This window comes from Microcystis panniformis FACHB-1757 (genome assembly GCF_001264245.1).
Taxonomy (GTDB): domain Bacteria; phylum Cyanobacteriota; class Cyanobacteriia; order Cyanobacteriales; family Microcystaceae; genus Microcystis; species Microcystis panniformis.
This window is the reverse complement of record NZ_CP011339.1, coordinates 5281258-5302102: the sequence shown is the minus strand read 5'-3', so window position 1 is coordinate 5302102 and position 20845 is coordinate 5281258. Positions and strand designations below refer to the sequence as shown.

The 20845-nt window shown below is 41.4% G+C and carries 15 protein-coding genes; 7 read left to right on the top strand and 8 right to left on the bottom strand.

Features of this window, described 5'->3' with window-relative positions; translation table 11 throughout:
- Positions 1-921 precede the first annotated feature (921 nt).
- Positions 922-5892, top strand: a complete 4971-nt coding sequence (locus VL20_RS30535) for a DUF3110 domain-containing protein (protein WP_128575307.1) — start codon at positions 922-924, stop codon at positions 5890-5892.
- On the opposite strand, the gene VL20_RS24895 is transcribed toward VL20_RS30535, so the two are convergent.
- Positions 5889-6263, bottom strand: a complete 375-nt coding sequence (locus VL20_RS24895) for a hypothetical protein (RefSeq protein WP_052278146.1) — start codon at positions 6261-6263, stop codon at positions 5889-5891. The two genes, VL20_RS30535 and VL20_RS24895, sit on opposite strands and share 4 nt — an antisense overlap.
- A gap of 400 nt (positions 6264-6663) precedes the next feature.
- On the opposite strand from VL20_RS24895, the gene VL20_RS24890 reads away from it, so the two are divergent.
- Entirely contained in the window at positions 6664-7992 is a 1329-nt protein-coding gene (locus tag VL20_RS24890) for a hypothetical protein (protein ID WP_052275264.1), read from the top strand.
- A 280-nt stretch (positions 7993-8272) separates the two neighbouring features.
- Here VL20_RS24890 and leuS read toward each other — a convergent pair whose 3' ends face one another.
- The 4 genes from leuS to VL20_RS24870 all read right to left on the bottom strand — a co-directional run bounded on the left by leuS (position 8273) and on the right by VL20_RS24870 (position 12898).
- Entirely contained in the window at positions 8273-10825 is a 2553-nt protein-coding gene (gene leuS / locus VL20_RS24885) for a leucine--tRNA ligase (RefSeq protein WP_128575306.1), read from the bottom strand.
- Positions 10826-10971: 146 nt separating this feature from the next.
- Entirely contained in the window at positions 10972-11304 is a 333-nt protein-coding gene (locus tag VL20_RS24880) for a BON domain-containing protein (RefSeq protein ID WP_052278145.1), read from the bottom strand.
- Positions 11305-11326: 22 nt separating this feature from the next.
- Entirely contained in the window at positions 11327-12256 is a 930-nt protein-coding gene (locus VL20_RS24875; RefSeq protein WP_052278143.1) for a CoB--CoM heterodisulfide reductase iron-sulfur subunit B family protein, read from the bottom strand.
- 291 nt (positions 12257-12547) lie between these two features.
- Positions 12548-12898 carry an STAS domain-containing protein gene (locus VL20_RS24870; RefSeq protein ID WP_052278140.1) on the bottom strand — a complete coding sequence of 117 codons (351 nt, stop codon included), beginning with the start codon at positions 12896-12898 and terminating at the stop codon, positions 12548-12550.
- A 360-nt stretch (positions 12899-13258) separates the two neighbouring features.
- Here VL20_RS24870 and VL20_RS24865 point away from each other — a divergent pair, with 360 nt between their 5' ends.
- The 3 genes from VL20_RS24865 (at position 13259) to VL20_RS24855 (ending at position 15285) form a co-directional block, all read left to right on the top strand.
- Positions 13259-13453, top strand: coding sequence for a hypothetical protein (locus VL20_RS24865; RefSeq protein WP_052278139.1), 195 nt, complete (start codon positions 13259-13261; stop codon positions 13451-13453).
- Positions 13454-13647: 194 nt separating this feature from the next.
- The gene (locus VL20_RS24860) at positions 13648-13992 is read left to right on the top strand and encodes a hypothetical protein (protein ID WP_004160645.1); all 345 of its coding nucleotides are present in this window, start codon (positions 13648-13650) and stop codon (positions 13990-13992) included.
- A 78-nt stretch (positions 13993-14070) separates the two neighbouring features.
- Positions 14071-15285 (top strand): DUF790 family protein, encoded by a 1215-nt coding sequence (locus VL20_RS24855; protein ID WP_004161466.1) that lies wholly within the window; start codon positions 14071-14073, stop codon positions 15283-15285.
- Positions 15286-15387: 102 nt separating this feature from the next.
- On the opposite strand, the gene VL20_RS24850 is transcribed toward VL20_RS24855, so the two are convergent.
- Together VL20_RS24850 and VL20_RS24845 are read right to left on the bottom strand one after the other, a co-directional pair.
- Complete coding sequence (locus tag VL20_RS24850; protein WP_052278137.1) at positions 15388-15849, bottom strand: Hsp20/alpha crystallin family protein; 462 nt, start codon at positions 15847-15849, stop codon at positions 15388-15390.
- Positions 15850-15980: 131 nt separating this feature from the next.
- A complete protein-coding gene (locus VL20_RS24845; RefSeq protein WP_052278136.1) occupies positions 15981-17366 on the bottom strand; it encodes a 1-acyl-sn-glycerol-3-phosphate acyltransferase in 1386 nt (461 codons plus the stop codon).
- Between the two features lie 36 nt (positions 17367-17402).
- Here VL20_RS24845 and VL20_RS31390 point away from each other — a divergent pair, with 36 nt between their 5' ends.
- Positions 17403-17792, top strand: coding sequence for a hypothetical protein (locus VL20_RS31390; RefSeq protein WP_158499389.1), 390 nt, complete (start codon positions 17403-17405; stop codon positions 17790-17792).
- A 172-nt stretch (positions 17793-17964) separates the two neighbouring features.
- Here the strand turns inward: VL20_RS31390 and VL20_RS24835 are convergent, their stop codons facing one another.
- Positions 17965-18753, bottom strand: a complete 789-nt coding sequence (locus tag VL20_RS24835; protein ID WP_052278133.1) for a Uma2 family endonuclease — start codon at positions 18751-18753, stop codon at positions 17965-17967.
- Positions 18754-19323: 570 nt separating this feature from the next.
- Between VL20_RS24835 and VL20_RS24830 the strand changes: the two genes are divergently transcribed.
- Positions 19324-20607: a TldD/PmbA family protein gene (locus VL20_RS24830; RefSeq protein ID WP_052278131.1), complete on the top strand. Its 1284-nt coding sequence runs from the start codon at positions 19324-19326 to the stop codon at positions 20605-20607.
- Positions 20608-20845: the final 238 nt, after the last annotated feature.

The following is a 20845-nucleotide window of genomic DNA, read 5'->3' as shown; positions in this document are numbered from 1 at the left end:
ATCACTGAAACCCTAGATTTTCTATCCGAATGCTTCGCCCCTACCCCAGACAATAAATAACCTTAGCCTATCATCCCTGTGATACAATTCTGATAATCTCCCCATTAAATCCCTGTACGGGCGAAGCATTCGTGCCTAATCTATCACTGAAACCCTAGATTTTCTATCCGAATGCTTCGCCCCTACCCCGGGCAGTAAACTAATAACCTTCGCCTATTATCCCTGTGATACAATTCTGATAATCTCCCCATTAAATCCCTGTACGGGCGAAGCATTCGTGCCTAATCTATCACTGAAACCCTAGATTTTATATCCGAATGCTTCGCCCCTACCCCAGACAATAACCTTAGCCTATCATCCCTGTGATACAATTCTGATAATCTCCCCATTCAATCCCTGTACGGGCGAAGCATTCGTGCATAATCTATCGCTGAAACCCTAGATTTTATATCCGAATGCTTCGCCCCTACCCCAGACAATAACCTTAGCCTATCATCCCTGTGATACAATTCTGATAATCTCCCCATTCAATCCCTGTACGGGCGAAGCATTCGTGCATAATCTATCGCTGAAACCCTAGATTTTATATCCGAATGCTTCGCCCCTACCCCAGACAATAAATAACCTTAGCCTATCATCCCTGTGATACAATTCTGATAATCTCCCCATTAAATCCCTGTACGGGCGAAGCATTCGTGCCTAATCTATCACTGAAACCCTAGATTTTCTATCCGAATGCTTCGCCCCTACCCCGGGCAATAAACTAATAACCTTCGCCTATTATCCCTGTGATACAATTCTGATAATCTCCTCATTAAATCCCTGTACGGGCGAAGCATTCGTGCATAATCTATCACTGAAACCCTAGATTTTTTATCCGAATGCTTCGCCCCTACCCATCAATTCCCCAGCCGCCACGCCATGAACGAACAACGCACCCAAGCCTACCTAAACCTCATTAATCAGCTATTATCTTGCAATAATAGCGATGAACCCCGAATCTTACAGGAAAATCGGGAATTGCTGGATGAGGGGTTGGTACAGGTAATGGTAGCAGTAGCGCAACAATACGGGAATGCAGGAAGGGAAAATGAGGCGCGATGGTTGCTGAATATGGCGCAACAGTTAGCGGAAGCGTTAGGGTTATTTGATAGTGAACCTTCGAGTATATCAACAGGAACATTCGATCAAATGCCTCATACTGTTTATGTTCTTCTCTATAATGTTGGAACAGATAATGAGGGAATTCATACAATAAGTAATCAAGAAAAAAACACAATATTAATATTTGAATCTTCAGCAGATGCAAGCAATTTTGCACGACAATTAGGGGAGCAGAATTTTCCTGTACCGAGTGTTGAAGCTATGAAAGCTGAGGAGATTTTCTTGTTTTGTCACCAGTTAGGACACAATTGGGAATTTGTACCGCAAGGAACAAATAGAACTTCTCCTTCTCAAAATAAAACGATAAATCAGCAAGATACTTTTGTAGATCAATCGTCACAAGCAGTAACTCTAGACATTGGAATATTTGATCAACAAGACTATCTTAATTTCTTGATGGAAGTCTTACAAAAAGTCGCTGACAATCCTAATCCCGATTTAATTTATCCTTTTTTATCGCAAAATCTGGATAAATTAGATGAAAATTTGATAATGGTTTTAGAAAATTGGTCAAAACAAATATTGGCTAACATAACTACACAACAAGCCTATTCTCTTGGCAAAGATATTGTTAATTTTGGCAATATAATACTAGGTTTTTCTGGTGGCAATATTGCTACCAATAAAGAAATTGTAATCGCTAGCTACAAAATTGCTTTAAATGCCTTTAATTTTAATATTTATCCTCAAAATTGGGCAATGACCCAAAGTAATCTTGCCACTGTTTATCTTGACAGAATTAAAGATGATAAAGCCGAAAATTTAGAAAAAGCAATTAAGGCTTACATAGAAGCACTTAAAGGCTTTTCTTTTGAAAAGTTTCCGCAGGATTGGGCATCTATAAACAATGCTCTGGGTCGTGCTTACAGTAATAGGATAAGGGGTAATAAAGTCGAAAATATGGAAATGGCAATTGCTGCTTATACTAACGCTCTAAAAGTATTTACTTTTGATCGCTTTCCATATAGGTGGGCAAACATAAACAATCAACTAGGAACTCTTTACTATTGGCGAACTAAAGGAATAAAAAAAGACAATTTAGAAATATCTATTTTTTGTTTTCAGTCGTATTTAAAAGTATATACTTCTGAATCTTTATCTAGTGAATATGCACAGGGACAGTTTAATCTTGGCGAAACTTATCTTCAGAGAATTAAAGGGGATAAAGCCGAGAACATAGAAAATGCTATTATTTGTTATCGAGAATCATTAAAAATCTACAGCCGTGATAAATTTCCTGCCAAATGGTCAACTGTACAAACTTCACTAGGAATAGCTTACTGTGAAAGAATAAAAGGGAATAAATCTGATAACTTAGAGAACGCTATTGACTATTTCAAGTTGTCCTTACAGATTCGCACTTGCGATACTTTTCCTATAGATTGGGCAGGAACAAAACACAATTTAGCTGCTGTATATTTAGATCGAATAAAAGGGAATAAACAACAGAATTTAGAAGATGCCATTACTCATTGCAAAGATGCTCTACGAGTTTTTACCTTTGATGATTTCCCTGAAGATTGGGCGAGAATACAAAACAACCTGGCGATAGCTTACAGTGAGAGAATTAAAGGAGATAAAGCAGACAATTTGGAAAAAGCGATAATTTATTGCCATGAAGCCCTCAAAGTTTATAAGTTAGATAATTATCCTCTTGATTGGGCAAGGACAAAAAATAATTTGGCTACTGTTTACCGAAACAGAATCAGAGAAAACAAAGCAGAAAATATAGAAAAGGCAATTACTCATTGCGAAGAAGCTCTACGAATTGTAACTTTTGATTTGTTTCCACTGGATTGGGCGAAAACACAAGATAATCTAGCTGTTTGCTACTCAAGAAGGATACGAGGGAACAAAGCAGAAAATGTGGAAAAATCAATTACTCATTGCGAAGAAGCTCTACGAGTTTTTCTCTTTGATGCTTTTCCTCAAGATTGGGCGACAATACAAAACAATCTGGGAATGGCTTATGGTGAGAGAATTGAAGGAGATAGAGCAGACAATTTGGAAATGGCAATCGCTGCTTACACAGAGGCTCTAAAAGTTTATACTTTTAATAATTTTCCTTATGATTGGGCAAGAATACAAAACAACCTGGGGATGGCTTATCGTAATAGGATTAGAGAAAGTAAAGCAGAAGATTTGGAAAAAGCGATCAACTATTCCGAAGAAGCTCTCAAAGTATTGACATTAGAAGCTTTTCCTCAAGATTGGGCAATAATACAACGTAGCTTAGGAAATAGTTACTCTGCCAGAATCAGAGGAGATAAAGCTCAAAATTTAGAAAAAGCAATCGTTTACTATCAAGAAGCTCTCAAAGTATTGATGTTTAATACATTTCCTCAAGACTGGGCTATGGCACAGAATAATTTGGGGATAGCCTACAGCAACAGAATCAGAGGAGATAAGTCCGAAAATTTAGAAAGAGCAATTACTTGTTACCAAGAAGCTCTAAAAGTTTTTACTTTTGAGGTATTTCCGAAAGATTGGGCAATGGTAAAGCATAATCTTGCAGTTGCTTATGATGAACGAATTAGAGGTAATAAGTCTGATAACTTAGAAATAGCGATTGATTATTACAAAGAAGCGTTGGAAGTTAGAACTTTTAACTCATTTCCTAAAGATTGGGCAGAAACGCAGAATAGTTTGGGGATAACTTACTCAAACAGAATTAGAGGGGACAAAGCAGAGAATTTAGAACAAGCGATCACTGCTTACATCGAAGCTCTAAAAGTAAGAACATTCGGTGCATTCCCTCATGATTGGGCAGATACACAAAGTAATCTGGGAAATGCTTACTGTAAAAGAGTTAGAGACAATAAAGATGAAAACTTAGAAAAGGCAATTACTTGTTACCAAGAATCCCTGAGAGTAAGGACTTTTAATGCTTTTCCTCTAAATTGGGCAACTACGCAAAATAATCTCGCTAATGCTTACTCAGACAGAATTAGAGGGGATAAAGCCCAGAATTTCCAACAAGCGATCACATATTATCACAATGCTTTAAAAATACGAACAAAAGAAGCTGATCCTCTCAATTGTTTACAAACTGCCCGTAATTTAGCGAATTTACATTACGACGAAAAACAATGGCAACCTGCCACAGAAGCCTATCATATCGCTATTAAAGCCGTAGAGAATGCCCGCTTAGAAGCATCAACCCTTCAAAGTCGTCAAGAAGTTTTATCCAATGAAATTGATGTCTTTGATCGTATTGTGCAAGCCCATCTTAACCTCAATCAGCCTGAGAAGGCATTAGAATATATCGAACGCAGTAAAGGGCGTAATCTGGTGGAATTAATGACCCAGAAAAACCTACAACCCCAAGGCGTTAGTCAAGAAATTATCGCCCAATTAAATGAATTAAAGCAAAGAGTTGTTAATGAACAAATTCGCTTACAACATCAAAGCATTAACCATAATTCAATGCGTAGTGATAACCTAACTCCCTACGTTCAAGATCATAGTCATCTAAAAGAATATCAACAAGACTTAGATGATTTTATTGCAAGAGAAATTAAAGATCCTCTCTTTAGCCTCACTCAAAAAGTTGAGCCTATCCCATTTACAGAGATTCAGGCTTTAACTGATGCCGAAACTTGTCTGCTACAATGGTACATTACATTCGAGAAAATACTCGCTTTTGTCGTGTCTGCTGATGGAGAGGTTAAAGTTTGGCAATCTTCCGAAAATGATAAAAATCAATTCTTGGATACATTCAATAATTATCGACGACTTTACTACTCCGAAAATGGCAAGCAAGAATGGAAAAATCAACTATCTAACCTCTTACAGACTTTTGCTGATATTCTGCATATTAATGATATTCTTGCCCTGATTCCCGATACTTGTCAACGCTTAATTATTATTCCCCATGTGTATCTGCATATTCTCCCTATTCACGCTTTCCCGATTAACAAAAACCAAATTTTACAGGATAAGTATGATGTACAATATGCCCCTAGTTGTCAAATCTTGCAAAAAATCTCCCAAACTTCTCACCATTCCGACTTTAATAAACTGTTCGCTATTCAAAACCCCACTAAAGACTTATCTTACACTGACTTAGAAGTTAATATCCTCTCAACTTTCTTTACTGAACCTCAAGTTATCGCCCAAGATAACGCCACTAAAAACGCTGTTCTTCCCCATCTCAAATCCTCAGATAACCACTGTTATCACTTCTCCTGTCATGGAAGCTTTAACCCAGCTAATCCCCTTGAATCCGCCTTATTCTTAGCCAATAAAGAACCCCTAACATTAGGCGAAATCTTTGAACTACGCTTGCATAAATGTCGCCTTATCACCCTTTCCGCTTGCGAAACTGGCTTAATTGATTTAAACTCTATCAGCGATGAATATATCGGTTTACCTAGTGGTTTTCTGTTTGCGGGAAGTCCCAGCGTTGTCAGTAGTTTATGGACAGTTGATGACCTATCAACCTCCTTCTTGATGATTAAATTATATGAGATTTTATTTGATGAGAATCAGCAAGTTTCTGTACCAGTTGCTTTGAAAATGGCACAAAATTGGTTACAGAATTTAACTATTGAGGAATTGGACAAATTTCTGGAGCAATATCAGCCGCAAATAGACAAACATCTTGCCCAACTGCGACCAGGACAACGCCTACGATATGAACAATCATTGAAACAAATAAAACAACGCCAACCCCATCCTTTTATAAGTCCTTATTACTGGGCAGGTTTTATCGCTACAGGGATTTAAGTTTCAGAATTAGCACAAACCTTTTTCATACCCAACTTAAAAGCACAAATACCGATAGCTGTCGCTACACCAACAGGAATACCAGCACTCACAGAAATCGGTTCTATAAAAGGTGCAATCATACCCGATTGTAAGCCTTCTCTAACTTCTTCTTGACAGATAAATTGGCGACATTTTTTGAGTAAATCGCCAATAGATCTATCTGGTTCTGTACCAGTTTCTCGCATTAGCAGTAAAGGTACAGCATCCTCAAGATAACCTTCGCATTCTTCAATCGCATCCAAAGCAGCGATCGCACTTAGATTATCTGCCAATTCAGCGCGAAACTGGGCAATTTCTTCGGGGGTTACTTTAGTTGATTCAATATTCATAGGTTGTTCTTATTTAGGGTTTGCTGAAAAAGTAGGGGCGAAGCATTCGGGCAATAACCTATCGCTGAAACCTTAGATTTCCTATCCGAATGCTTCGCCCCTACAGGATGGGATCGCTGATGAAGAGGCAAGGTTTTGAACCACGATTCTCGCAAAACAGGTGCAAGGTTTTGCGAGAAAGGCCCTAAAGTCCTTACCTCGCCTACATTTCATATTTATTCAGCAAACCCTATTTACAGACAATGCTAATTGTATATTTTACCATCTATCGATAGTTTTTGATAGAAAGTGTTAAGTAGCTCAGCAATTCCAAATTCAAACGGTAGTGTAGGATACAGAATTGATTTCGCTTCTGTCCCTCAAAATAGAGTGAACGAGTTGCCCATTGGGTTTTGCAGGAATGGAAGTCCAAGATTTGAGTTTTATAGGGATGCTGAGCTACTTCCACAGGGCTATCGCTGGCATGGTTGACCCGCGCAGTGCTAGCAATGCTACTCGCTACAGTCTAAAAGACGCGGTCTTGGGGGCATTTGCTAGCTTCTTTATGCAAAATGAATCCTTTCTAGAATATCAGCGTCAATTGAATAGTCGTTGTGGACGAGATAATGCTCAAAGTCTGTTTGGTCTGGTTAATATCCCGACCATAGAACAGATAAAGAATATTCTCGATAGAATAGCCGCAAAGCCTCTTTTTTCACCGTTCAAATGGATTTATCAAGGTCTGAGAGAACAAGGCTATTTGAGGCTGTTTACAGCCTTGGATGGCAACTTACTCGTCGCCCTAGATGGGACTCAGTACTATGATTCAGAGAAAATTAGTTGTCCTTGTTGCTCAACCCGCACCTCGAAACAGGGGAAGGTAACTTATCACCATCAAGCTATTTTGCCTGTAATTGTCTCTCCTGACCAAAAATCGGTCATTTCCTTGCCACCAGAATTTATCACTCCTCAAGATGGCAGTGAGAAACAAGACTGTGAGCAAAACGCGGCAAAACGCTGGATAGCGAGCCATGCGTCCTGGTTTGAAGGCCAGCCCATCACCCTCTTAGGCGACGACCTCTATAGTCGCCAACCGATGGCTGAATATTGTTTGGAACACCATTTCAACTTTATCTTTGTCTGTTTACCGTCCTCCCATCCGACTCTCTATGAGTGGGTTTCTTTCCTGGAGGCTAATCAAGAAGTCAAAACCACTCAACAGCGACGTTGGAATGGGCGATACTTTGAAATTTGGGACTATCGTTATCTCAATCAAGTCCCCCTGCGCGAACAACAACCCGCCTTACTGGTCAATTGGTGTGAGGTGACCGTTAAGCGCGAGTCGGATGGTCAACTTCTCTATCGCAATAGCTGGATTACTAACCACGACCTGACTCCCCAACGGGTCATTCTGGTCTGCGCTGCTGGACGGAGCCGTTGGCGAACCGAAAATGAGAATCACAATGTGCTCAAAACTCGGGGCTATCATTTGGAGCATAATTTTGGACATGGTCAGCAACATTTGTCCTCTTTTCTGTTGACCCTCAATCTCCTGGCTTTCTTATTTCATACTGTTCTGCATCTAGTCGATGAACGCTATCAACGGGCTCGGATGCAAAGGGGGACTCGCAGAGGCTTTTTTAACGATGTTCTTTGCTTAACCAAGTATCTGCTGTTTGAAGGCTGGCACCACCTTTTAGACTTTATGCTCGATGAGGCCATCCCTGTTACTCGCGTTAATTCTTCTTGATTTTGGATGGGGAGCTACAGGGCAAAAGCGTTTTGTATTCTGTATTCCTTGCTACATTCTGAATTTGGAATTGCTGTAAGTAGCTGGTTATAATTAAATTAAAAATGGATTTTAGGTTCGATCCCCCTGCCCCCCTTGATAAGGGGGGTGCCGATAGGCGGGGGGATCCCCCTTAATAAGGAGGCATCTGATAATTTTTAACGCCTACCTACTTAATCTGACTGGTTACTGATAACTGAAAAGGTTATTAATTCCCTACCATTGTGATAATTGCTGTCATTTAAACCACGACAAAATTAACTAATTTGCCCGGGACAACAATCACTTTTTTGATTTCCTTACCCTCTAAATAACGTTGGGCGATTTCTGATTCCAGGGCGAGGGTTTCTAAGGTGCTTTTATCGGCACTAGCGGGAACTTGTATCGTGCCTCTGGTTTTTCCCAAAATTTGGATAACAAGGGTAATCTCGTCCACAATCAGGGCAGTAGGATCAACTTTTGGCCAGGGTTGCAGGTGAATTGATTGGCTATGACCTAAAGCTTGCCATAATTCCTCGCTAAGATGGGGAGCAAAGAGGGAAAGTAAGATTAATAGGGTTTCGATTCCTTCCCGATAAATGGGGGATGCAAAACATTTATTATCCCCTAAAGCGTTACTGAGTTTCATCAATTCGGAAATGGCGGTATTAAATTGATAATCTCCTTCTAAATCCTCGGAGATTTCTTTAATAGCGGTGTGAATTGCCCGTCTTAAATCCTTGTCAGTTTTCGAGAAAGTTTCTATTTTTTTGACTTGCTTGGGTTTATTTTCAATATATTCGCTGACTAAACGCCACACCCGATTAAGAAAGCGAAATTGTCCTTCTACCCCCGCATCTTCCCACTGTAAATCTTTTTCTGGGGGTGCGGTAAAAAGTATAAACATTCGGGCAGTATCGGCCCCGTATTTTTCGAGGACTTTCAGAGGATCAACGCCGTTATATTTCGACTTAGACATTTTTTCAAAGAAGAAAGATAGAACTTCTCCCGTGTCTTTATCGCAATATTTATCCTCTTTATAGATAACATTTTCTGCGGGGACATATTTGCCAGTTTCGGGATTTTTGTAGGTTAATCCCTGTACCATTCCCTGGGTTAATAGACGGTTAAAAGGTTCATCGACATTAACTAAACCTCGGTCTCTTAAAACTTTGGTAAAGAAACGAGAATAGAGTAAATGTAGGATAGCGTGTTCGATTCCTCCGACGTATTGATCCACGGGCATCCAATCATTAACCTTCTCGAATTGAAAGGGTATATCTTCATTTTTAGCATCGGTATAACGGAGGAAATACCAACTAGAATCGATAAAAGTATCCATGGTGTCGGTTTCCCGTTTTGCGGGAGTTCCACAGCGAGGACAATCCACATTTACCCAGTCTTCTAATTTGGCTAAAGGAGAAGCACCTCGACCGCTAAATTCGACATTTTCTGGTAAAGTAACGGGTAAATTATCGATAGGTACTGGCACGGTTCCACAGTTAGGACAGTGGATAACTGGAATCGGACAACCCCAATATCTTTGACGGGAAATTAACCAATCCCGGAGGCGATATTGTATTCTAGCTTTGCCGTAACCTTGGGCAGTGGCATAATCAATAATAGCGGTTTTTCCTTCTTGGGAATTCAGTCCATTAAATTGAGCGGAATTAATCATAATTCCAGCTTCTGTATAGGCCTCTTTTAACTCAATTTCGCCACTTTCTGGAGTAATAACTATCTTAATTGGCAGGTTATTTTCCTGAGCGAATTTAAAATCGCGACTGTCGTGAGCCGGGACTCCCATCACTGCCCCCGTCCCGTATTCGTAGAGGACATAATCAGCAATTAAAATCGGAATTTCTTCACCAGTAAAAGGATTAATTGCCATTCCTCCGGTTTTAATACCGCGTTTGGGTTTATCTTCGGCGGTTCTTTCTAATTCGCTTTCGCTGGCTATCTCTTGAATAAAAGTTTCTACGGCCGATTTTTGTTCGGGAGTGGTAACTTGTAAAGTTAAGGGATGTTCGGGAGCAAGTACCACATAAGTGACTCCATAAACCGTATCGGGACGAGTGGTAAAAACGGCAATTTTTTCTGTGGAGTTAACAAGAGGAAATTCTAAATAAGCACCTACCGATTTACCAATCCAGTTCGCCTGCATGGTTTTAACCCTTTCTGGCCAACCGGTAAGTTTATCTAAATCAGTGAGTAATTGTTCGGCATAATCGGTGATTTTTAGGAACCATTGCCGGAGTAACTTTCTTTCTACTTTAGCACCCGATCGCCAAGATTTTCCTTCACTATCTACCTGTTCATTTGCTAAGACAGTTTGATCGATAGGATCCCAATTCACTGCCGCTTCTTTTTGGTAGGCTAATCCTGATTCAAAAAACTGTAAAAATAGCCATTGGGTCCAACGATAATATTCTGGGGAACAGGTGGCAACTTCTCTTTCCCAATCGATAGATAATCCTAACTGTTGTAATTGCCGTTTCATCTGGGCAATATTTTGATCAGTCCATTTTGCCGGAGGAACTCCCCTTTCAATGGCGGCATTTTCTGCGGGTAATCCGAAAGCATCCCACCCCATGGGATGCAGCACGCGATAACCCTGCATTCTTTTCAGACGGGCAATCACATCGGTAATAGTATAGTTGCGAACGTGACCCATGTGCAGGTTGCCCGATGGATAGGGGAACATGGAGAGGGCGTAAAATTTCGGTTTATCGGCGTTTTCTGGGGTTTTGTCCAATCCCATTTGCTGCCAAATCTTCTGCCATTTCTGTTCGATTTCTGCGGGGTTGTACGGCACTGGGGTCTTTTCTCCTGAGTTGTATCTATCCCTCCCATTTTACAGCAGCCGGCTGAGGGCGATTGCCAGTCTTGGAGTTATCCACCCTAGCAAAAACCCTCTGGGTTTTAGTGGTTAATTTTCGCGGGGAATATAGCCGTTCGACTTCACCCAATAGTTACTTGACTGGTATCGACGCTGGTTGCCCCATGGACTTTACTGGCAATGGCCACCATTTTATCTAAAGTCGCCTGATTGGAAACCTTGCCTTTTAGTACAACCTTACCACCAGTTTGAGCGACCCACAATTTGTCTTCATCAGCTAAATCCGGTGTCTCGTCAAAAGCTAAAACTACTCGTTTAGCTAGGCCGCTTTCGTCGTATTTTCCGTCTAATCCGACTCTTTCGGGGGGAATACCGGCAGCAGCGGCTTTACCTGCGATCGCACGAGCGGCATCGGCCGGTTTATCTAAGCCGAAAATTCTTTTTAACCAATCCATTGCTAACACTCCTGATTGAGTTCTAAAACCCCAATTTCTTTAAGAGGGATTTGGTGGAAACGATGTGTCGATCTAATCCTAAACGATCAGGACTCACTCCCACCGCTAAAGCGACTAATTGGGAAAAATGCAACACGGGTAAACCTAAACTTCGACCGATCGCTTTTGCCACTTCCGGTTGTCGGGAATCAAGATTAAGATGGCATAAAGGACAAGGGGTGACTAAACAATCTGCCCCGGCTGCCATGGCCTCTAAAATGTGTTTTCCTGCCATTTGGAACGATTGGGTGGTGGCATAACTGGACAGGGGCCAACCACAGCATTGAGTGCGTCCTTGATAATAAATCGGATTTGCTCCCACCGCTCGAAAGACATTTTCTAGGGATTCCGGCTGAAAGGGATTATCGTAGGGGAGAGTATCCTGGGCGCGCAGGAGATAACAACCATAAAAACCGGCGCAATTTAAGCCTGATAAGGGACGAACCACCTTGGCCGCCAAATTATCTAAGCCATAATCGCCCACAATTGCCCAGAGTAGGTGTTTAACCGTCGTTGTACCTTGGTAGGGGGAACAATTTTCTTTCTGTAAATAATTATTAACTTCCTCAACATAATTGGGATTATTATGCTTTGCTTCCTTCAAGCGCTCATCCACATGACCGATCACTCCCTGACAGGTGCTACAGTGAGTCAACAGGGGTAAATTGAGGGCTTCCGCTAGGGCAATATTGCGCGCATTGACAGTATCTTCCAAGAGTTGCGAATCTTCCTTATAGGTTCCCGAACCACAACAGGCCGCTTTTTTGAGTTCGACTAAATTAATCCCCAAAGCTTCCGTCAGGGCTGCCGTGGATAAATATAGTTCCCGACAGGCCCCTTGAGCGACACAACCGGGAAAATAAGCATACTGGAGATTGTTGACTGTCATGGATTCTAGGAAATTACTACTCATTACCTATCTACCATCTTGCCCCCCTTCCCCCCTGTCATCACTAAAGTCATGGAATTTCTTAACAGACAGTCTTTTGTGAGCTGCTCCGAACAAGTGTACGGTAGTTTGTCCCAGAAATAATATCCAAAAAGGAGGAGAGCCATCTCAACAGTATAATGGCTCTCCTTGAGAAAAATTGTTGTCCTGAGGAGTCGGTTGTACAAATGGGAATCTGCCCGGTCAAGAGGTGATTTACGGGGAGAATTGAGATTGTAGCCGAGAAATTGCGGCGAGAAACCCTATTTTGTCTGCTTACGCCGCTTGGGTGAGGGTGATAACAGCATCAAAGTCAGCACGGCTAGGGAAAATCGAGAGAACCCGGTCTAGTTGGGTTAATTCAAAGATAATCTTGACTGAAGGTGGAATAGAACAGATATTGAAGGATTTTCCTTGACTTTGAGCCAGACGAAAGGCGGTAACTAAAGCCATTAATCCGGCACTGTCGAGGAATTCCACCCTGCTCATATCCACGAGAAAAGTGATAGAGCGACTCTGGTTAACCAGATTGGTGAGCTGCTCTTGAAATTCTAGGACGTTGGCGGCGGTAATATAGCCGTTTGGCTCAAATAGAGCAATTTCTGGGACTTTTACAGGACTTTTCATGGCTGGACTTGGAAATTCATAAAATGTACCTTTTAACTGGAAATCAGATACCGCTATTATGTCCTAACTTTCTGATTTTGTGACCCCGGTCTCGATCAATTTTCTCTCTCCTGAAAAGATTAATCTTTTTTTAACCTTCGACCCTGTGGCAAGGAACCAGTTTTGGGCTAACCTTGGGATCTGGGGAGTAAAAGGGAACAGTGATCAGGACTTACTGGGGTAAACATCAGGGGAAAGTCGTTAGGTTTAAGCTCTAACCCCGAATGACTGATGATGAGCCAAAATTATACTGGTGTTTTTGCTGAAATAAAGTAAAGCAGGATACGGAAATTAGATTTATCGAACTAGAGTAAGAAAATTGTGGATACCCAGCCGACTATCCGCCAATTAGTGGAACAAGCCCTATATTATCGTAAAATCACGCCAGAAATCGAGAACGGAATTAATGAACTCCTCGGTCGTCTTGGCTACGTTTCTGATGTGGATTACGAGGCCCTAGAGTTACTCATGGATGAAATGGACGAAGGCCGGATTAATCTCGTTCCGCGTCGGTAACTTCAGTTATCAGTTATCAGTTATCAGTTATCAGTGGTGAGTTATCAGTGGTGAGTTTTCAGTTCACTCCGGACTTAGTAACGAAGAACCTGACTGATTACTGATTACTGAACAATCCCCCAAAACCCAATTTCCCCAAATTTCCCCAAATTAATATAATTGACTTCAGGCTTCCTCTTAACCTGATTTTTTCCATGATTCCTTTAACTCTTAATCTCTTGCAAGGTTCCGTTACTTTTCGTTTCAGTCCCAGTGCTGCTCTGGATTTGCAAAGGGAAATTAATATTCTACTTGATCGCCTAAAAGCGATCGCCAGTAATGCCGCTAGTGGTGGTAAACCCCAACCCCAAAAACCGCTGGAATATCAGCACACTGGTGATGTGTTTCTGGAAGTGTTTTGTAATCCCAATATTTATCCGAATCCTTTTTCGGCTAAAGTTTTGCTAACGGTTCGCGACGATCGCCTGCGCTTAACCACAGAAGCAGAATTAACCCGTGTGATCGAAGATTTAGAGCGTTATCTCGACCAAAATAGTTAGAATCGGGGGATTTTTGGGGTTTCGACCTTTCCTTGTCGTCCCACCTTTCCCCATCTGACTATTCTTCTCTAGTTTGCCATGTTACCGACCGATTTATTGATTTCCCGTCAAAATGGCGAGACAATTATTCCCAAACGCTTACCGATCGCTCCTGATTATCTGGCGATCGCTAAAGAACAAATCACCTGTTTTCAGGAAAGTATCGGTGAAAGTAAGGGAGAATTAAGCCAAAAACTCCTAATCTTGGAGGGAGACAGTCCCGATTATAAAATTAAACGGGGATTTGCTCACCTGTTAACCAATCATTTTGCCACCTTTGAGATTATTAGTCCCTTAGAACCACAGGAATTAAGAAAAAGAGTTTTTGAACAAGCGGCCAACTTTGTTCCTATTCCCCAAAATCGATCGCTAATTCTGGAGAAAATTGCCCAGCAACTCAGCCAAGAATTAAATCAAGAAATTTTTCCAGTAGCTCTAGAAAAAGGACTTTATGCTGATTTAGCGGAGAATAAAATTCTCACTCAATTTGATGCTCCCACCCCCGAAAACTTAATTCATCGTTTTAACCTCTCGCAAATTCAAGGGATTTTTTATCGGGCCAGTTATTTAATTATCAACGTCCACCGCAACGATCCAGGGGAATATAAATATCTCTTTCGCTATCTAAAACTATTTCGTTTAATGACTTATATCGAAGGGGATGCCGACACGGGATTTACTATTACTATCGATGGTCCCACCAGTTTATTTAAAGCTAACAGTCGTTATGGCATTGAAATCGCTAAATTAATTCCTGCCTTACTCCATGTTACTCACTGGAATCTGAAGGCACAATTACAGTACAAAGATTCCTACACAGGAACTATTAAAAAACAACAGTTCAATTTAGAGGATAACTGTGGTCTGGTGTCCCACTATTCCCCAGGTAAACCCTACGATAGTATGTTAGAGGAATCTTTCGCTAAACGTTGGTTACAGTTAAAAACTGAATGGCAACTAGAAAGGGAAGTGGATTTAGTGCCTTTACCCGGAGGAGTGATGATTCCCGATTTCCGTTTAGTGCATCCCGATGGTCGCGTTTTTCTCCTCGAAATTGTTGGTTATTGGCGACCAGAATACCTACAAAAGAAATTTTTACAGGTTAAATCGGCCCAAGCAAATAATCTAATTTTAGCCGTATCGGAACGGTTAAATCTAGAAAAAGCTGGAGTTAAATTTCAAAATCTACCCGCTCAGGTTATCTGGTTTAAAGATAAATTATCACCCCAAGCAGTGTTAGAAGTTTTAAATTAAAAGGTTAAGAAGCTAAAAGCGGAAGTATGATTTAATACTCCCGCTTTGGTTTAATCAGACCAGGTTAACTCTTTCGCCCAAGACCGGACAATGAGTGCTACCCTATTGAGCAATGGCAGGACTGATGGACACTTTCACCACTTTATTTTTTTCTTCTTCCGCTTTCGGGAGAGTGAGATTGAGAATGCCATCTTTGTATTCAGCAGTCACGTTATTGTTATCAACCCGAACCGGTAGAGGAATAACCCGATGGAATTTACCATAACGGAATTCAGTGCGGGTAAACCCTTCTTCTTCGGTTTTAATTTCCGATTTCCTTTCACCATTAATGGTCAGACTATCGGCTGTTACTTCCACATTGAGGTCTTTGGCTTCCATACCAGGTATTTCCAGTTTAAGCTGAACTGCCTCTGCCGTTTCGGTCATTTCCGCCGCCGGGATGAAGGATAACCCCATTTTTTCGCCATTGCCTACATCAGTCGGCACAAGACGGTCAAACAAGCGATTCATTTCTTTTTGTAGGCTTTCTACTTCTCTGAAAGGTTCCCAACGTATAAGTGCCATATAATTCACCTCCGAAGTTCTCTTAACGCTAGAGATGTTGGTTTATCTCTACACTTTTAGGATAGATAAAAGATTCCCCGACCGGGGTAGGGTTTTCGGTATTGAGTTTTTCCAGATTCCCGTACTATCTCCTATACTAGGGTCTGCTGATGAATAATTAAACTTTCTAAACTGGTTTGTAAATCTTGGGTTAATTGTGCTACGGCCGAGCGTCGATCGCTTTTATAATCAGCATAGCGCTCGGATACAGAAATAGGTTTACCAATAGTTATTATCGCTTTTTGTTGACCAATTTGGGGACGAAAAAAGGGATTACCTCCCTTAATTCTTGTTACTAAATCCCAGAGTAATAAAATTGTCTCAGCAAATCTTTCTACGGTGGGTTTTTCTTTGACATAATAACCAGTTACTGACACAAAACTTTCCACAATTCTCATGTGCCACATTTTTAAATTAGCTTCATCAGCAAGGCGATCAGCTAATCCTAATTCAAGGGGAGAAATAGAATGAGTGGGTTTTAATTCTTCCCGATAAATGCGTTCCCATCCTGCTTGTTCTAAACGACGACAGCGATCGATTACATTACCATTAGGAGAAACATTAAAATACTTTTCTGCGGTTTGTAGGGCCACATCTAATAAATTGGCTAAACGTTTGGCTAGGGTTTCATTTGGATCATCACCATTGGCAGGTACTACAGGTAAAGATTGATAGTAGAAATCTCGATAAAAATCCTCCATTAAGGATAATAATCTTTCTCCTAACCGAAAAAGACGCTCGTATAAAACCTTTTCTTCTAGGGATGAATTCGGGATTGATTCTAAACCGCTATCGGTTTCTAAATTAGTCAAAATTCGCTCGATTTCTTGCCACACTGGAGTCAGATAAAAATACTGAATACCAATAGGTAAAATAATTACTTCTTGCTGTTGTTTAGCTTTTATGACATCATCCACCCCCCAAAAAGCCAATTGAGAAATACCCGGTTCAATCGCACTGACAAGCTCATTATGTCCGTTAGTTGCCCCTTCCGGAGCAGCGGCTAAAGGATAATCTCCTTCTAATAATAAACGACGAGCCGAACGCAATCCGATTAAATCGGCTTTTCCCCGTTGAATTGGTGTGCCACCTAACTTAGAATATAACCATCCTACCCTTTCTCCCGCCCATAAAGGAATCCCTCGATCATACATAAAATGAGCGTGAATTGGCTTGTTTAATTTTATTCCTAACTCTTGGGCTTTTTTGGGTACTAATTTCCACAAAAGATAGGCCATACAGTAGGGATCGTTAATACTGGGATGACGAAAAGCGAGCAGTAAACGGACTTTTTTCTCTTGACTTTTTTGATAAAATGTGATTAAAGTTTCTAGATTGGCGGCCGAAATTTCTCTTAAGTTGGTTTGAGTTTGTAACCAAAGAGGTAAAAAGATTTGACATCCCTTTAAAAGCAAGGGATTAAGGTCAGGGGGGATAAATTCGAGGGGAGGTTGCGCGCCCAAAGATAGATTAGACATATAAGTATAAGTGGTCGTGCCAAATAAATTTCCTAGTTGAGACAGTTATCAGTTATCAGTTATCAGTTATCAGTTATCAGTTATCAGTTATCAGTTATCAGTTATCAGTTATCAGTTATCAGTTTATCAGTTATCAGTTATCAGTTATCAGTTATCAGTTATCAGTTATCAGTTATCAGTTATCAGTTATCAGTTATCAGTTATCAGTTATCAGTTATCAGTTATCAGTTATCAGTTATCAGTTATCAGTTATCAGTTATCAGTTTATCAGTTATCAGTTATCAGTTATCAGTTATCAGTTATCAGTTATCAGTTATCAGTTATCAGTTTATCAGTTATCAGTTATCAGTTATCAGTTATCAGTTATCAGATTTGAGTTTTCAGTTCACTGTTTACTGTTTAAGGAAGAATCCAAGAAAACTCTGATCAATAATTACCCACTGGTCAAAAGGTAATCACAGCAGCAAACAGGTGTCGAGCTAGATTTCAAATAGACTGGGATTGCAGGAACCCTCCACCGTGAAAGGAGAAATTAACCGACTTTAAGCGAGGAGGAACACCAGTAGTTTACCTCCTCACCTAAACAAATACAGCTATACTATAGCTCTATCCCCATTTCCTGCAAACGAGCCGCCAGCCGTTGAGAACGCTGTCTTTCCGCTTCCAGAGCTTGCTGAGTAGCATTTAATTGCTCTTGTGCTGCAGCCGCTCGCTCCTGTGCTGCTTCTTCTGGCAAGGGGATTAAATTGCCTTCCGAGTCATAAAATCTGGCCCAGATTGCCGTTTCTCGGTCAATAGTACCCTCCCAAGTTCCCAACCAATAGCCTAAGGTTTCGCACCATAACCAGCCGCGCTCGTTTCGTTCTAAAGAATGGTAACGTTGGTCGGCCCCTAAATGCCATCCTTGTAAAGAATTGCCATCAAAAGGATCGTAGATGAAATAATCCGGCGTGCGGAAGGTTCCCTCATAAATTGCCTTTTTTCGCACTTTATCAGTCTTAGCGGTACTAGGAGAGGTTAATTCCACGATAACATCAGGATAACGTCCCTCTTCTTCCCAAATTACCCAACCCTGTCGCTCTCTCGTACCATCGACATTGAGGACAGCAAAGAAATCTGGCCCGCGAAAATCGCGATTTTTCGCCTGTTCGCGGCTGAAATAAATAAACATATTGCCACCAGTGTAGAAGTCGTCTCGTTCGCCATAACCCTGCTGTAGGGAGCGAATCAGGACATTCATGGCAATGCGGTGTCGGTTGCTTTCCAAGGGTTCACCATCATCAAAAATTAAGTCTGTGGGGGGTGGGGGGGGTTCCCAGAAGTCCTCGAAATCTTCTTCTATCAGTGCCGGAGAGGTGGCAGTTTCGTCGCTTTTGGCAATCGTCATTTTTTCGGCCTCTCTAGGTGGGAGTATCCATATTTTTGACTCTCGATCGATTCTATGATAACTTCATTGCCCACTTGATCATCGGAAATTTTGGGTCTGAAACCCCGCCGTTCTAGGTTGGCTTTACGTTAGAATTAAAAGGCCAGTCTCGAAAACCAAGTGGACGGCGCAGCACCTTGAAAACTCGGCTTAGGGGGTTCCGACCAGAAAAGCTTGGCCGGGTAAAAAGTCGCGCGCAACAAGTACAAGAAGCTATAGGCGGTCAACGTACCGTGGGACACAGGGAATCGGGCTTCTGAAATGGGGCGAAAGTCTGTGGACTCTGTGTAAGACAGTACATGGTTTTTTAACTGTGGTATGCGACGGTGGTGGAAGCAGAAACTTAAATCGTGAGGTTTAGGAATCGCCGCACTTTTAGGGCGGCGAGGATGTCAACTTTGCTCAAAAATATCGATGAATAAGCAAAAATTTCTTAATTCCCCGCAGTCTTATCAGCCGCTGCTATCTTGTTTGCGCCGAAGCGCCAGGGCTTGAGATAATCAGATAGCTATCATCTCAAAAACTATCACCATGACGATCGATCCGCAACAACTCATCGAACTGGCTCTCAAATCAGGAGCGGTGGCAGCCGAAGTTTATCAATCTTCCTCCCTTTCCCATCCCGTTTTTTTTGAGGCTAATCGTCTCAAACAGCTAGAAAGTTCCGAATCCGTGGGAACTGCCTTAAGATTATGGCGCGAGGGTTGTCCAGGGTTAGCGGTGGGTTATGGTGATGTGGAACCGGAAATTTTAGTAGAAACTGCGTTAAATTTATCCTATCTCAATGCCCCCGAAGAAATCGAATTTTCGGCACCACGACAGGCAATTTATGACCCGATTGGCCAGGATGTGGCCGTAGAATCTTTAATCGAGATGGGTAATCAAATGATTGGCCAAATTCGCCAAGTTTATCCTGAGGTTATTTGTAGTGGTGAATGGGAATGTGAACGGGAAATCACCCGTTTGGTTAATTCCCAGGGTTTATATTGTCAATATACCGATACAGCTTTGAGTTATTATCTGGGGATTGAATGGGTACGGGGGGAGGATTTTCTGGCGGTTTATGATGGGGAATATACTCGCAGTACACCTCATCCCGATACGGTAATTAAACAGTTATTACAGCGACTACAATGGGCCGCCAATAATGTGGATAGTCCCACGGGAAAATTACCAATTTTATTGACTGCTAATGCAGTTACCCTGTTATGGGGTACGGTGGCGATGGCTTTAAATGGTAAACAGATCTTAGAAAAGTCCTCGCCCTGGAGTGATAAAATCGGTCAATTGGTGATGTCAGAAAAGTTCACTTTATCCCAACAACCAGACCGAGAACCCTATAGTTGTCCCTTTGATGATGAGGGAACTCCTACCAAATTTTTATCTTTAATTGAGGGAGGTAGAGTTAAGGAATTCTATAGCGATCGTACCACAGCCAGACTATTAAAAACTACTCCGACGGGGAACGGTTTTCGTCCTAGTTTAGGGGTTTATCCCATGCCGGATTTGGTTAATTTAATCGTGGCACCGGGAGAGGGAACTTTAGCGGATTTAATCTCGCAAATAGATGAAGGCCTAGTTATCGACCAAATTTTAGGTCATGGGGCGGATATTTCGGGCGATTTTTCTGTCAATATCGATCTGGGTTATCGCATAGAAAAGGGCAAAATCACCGGACGAGTTAAAGATACAATGGTGACGGGAAATGTTTATACGGCTTTGCAAAATTTAATCGCTTTGGGGGCCGATAATCAATGGAATGGTTCCTGTTATACTCCCTCGCTAATTGTTGATAGTTTATCGGTGGTGGGGTAAAAATGTGGCGTTGTCAAATTGAAAGATGCTCCTAATCAGATGGGAACTGAAATTACTATGTGTAGGGCTAATTCATGAATTAGCCCTACAATAGGCGTTGTAAAATTGAAAGATGCTCCGAATCAGCACCGGAACTGAGATTAACTCAGCCTACTTTTTGGGGTTAATCTTTTTGGGCTTTATTTGACCTGAAAAAAGGGGGGTCGCAGACAGGCACGGATTCCCATTATATAAGAAA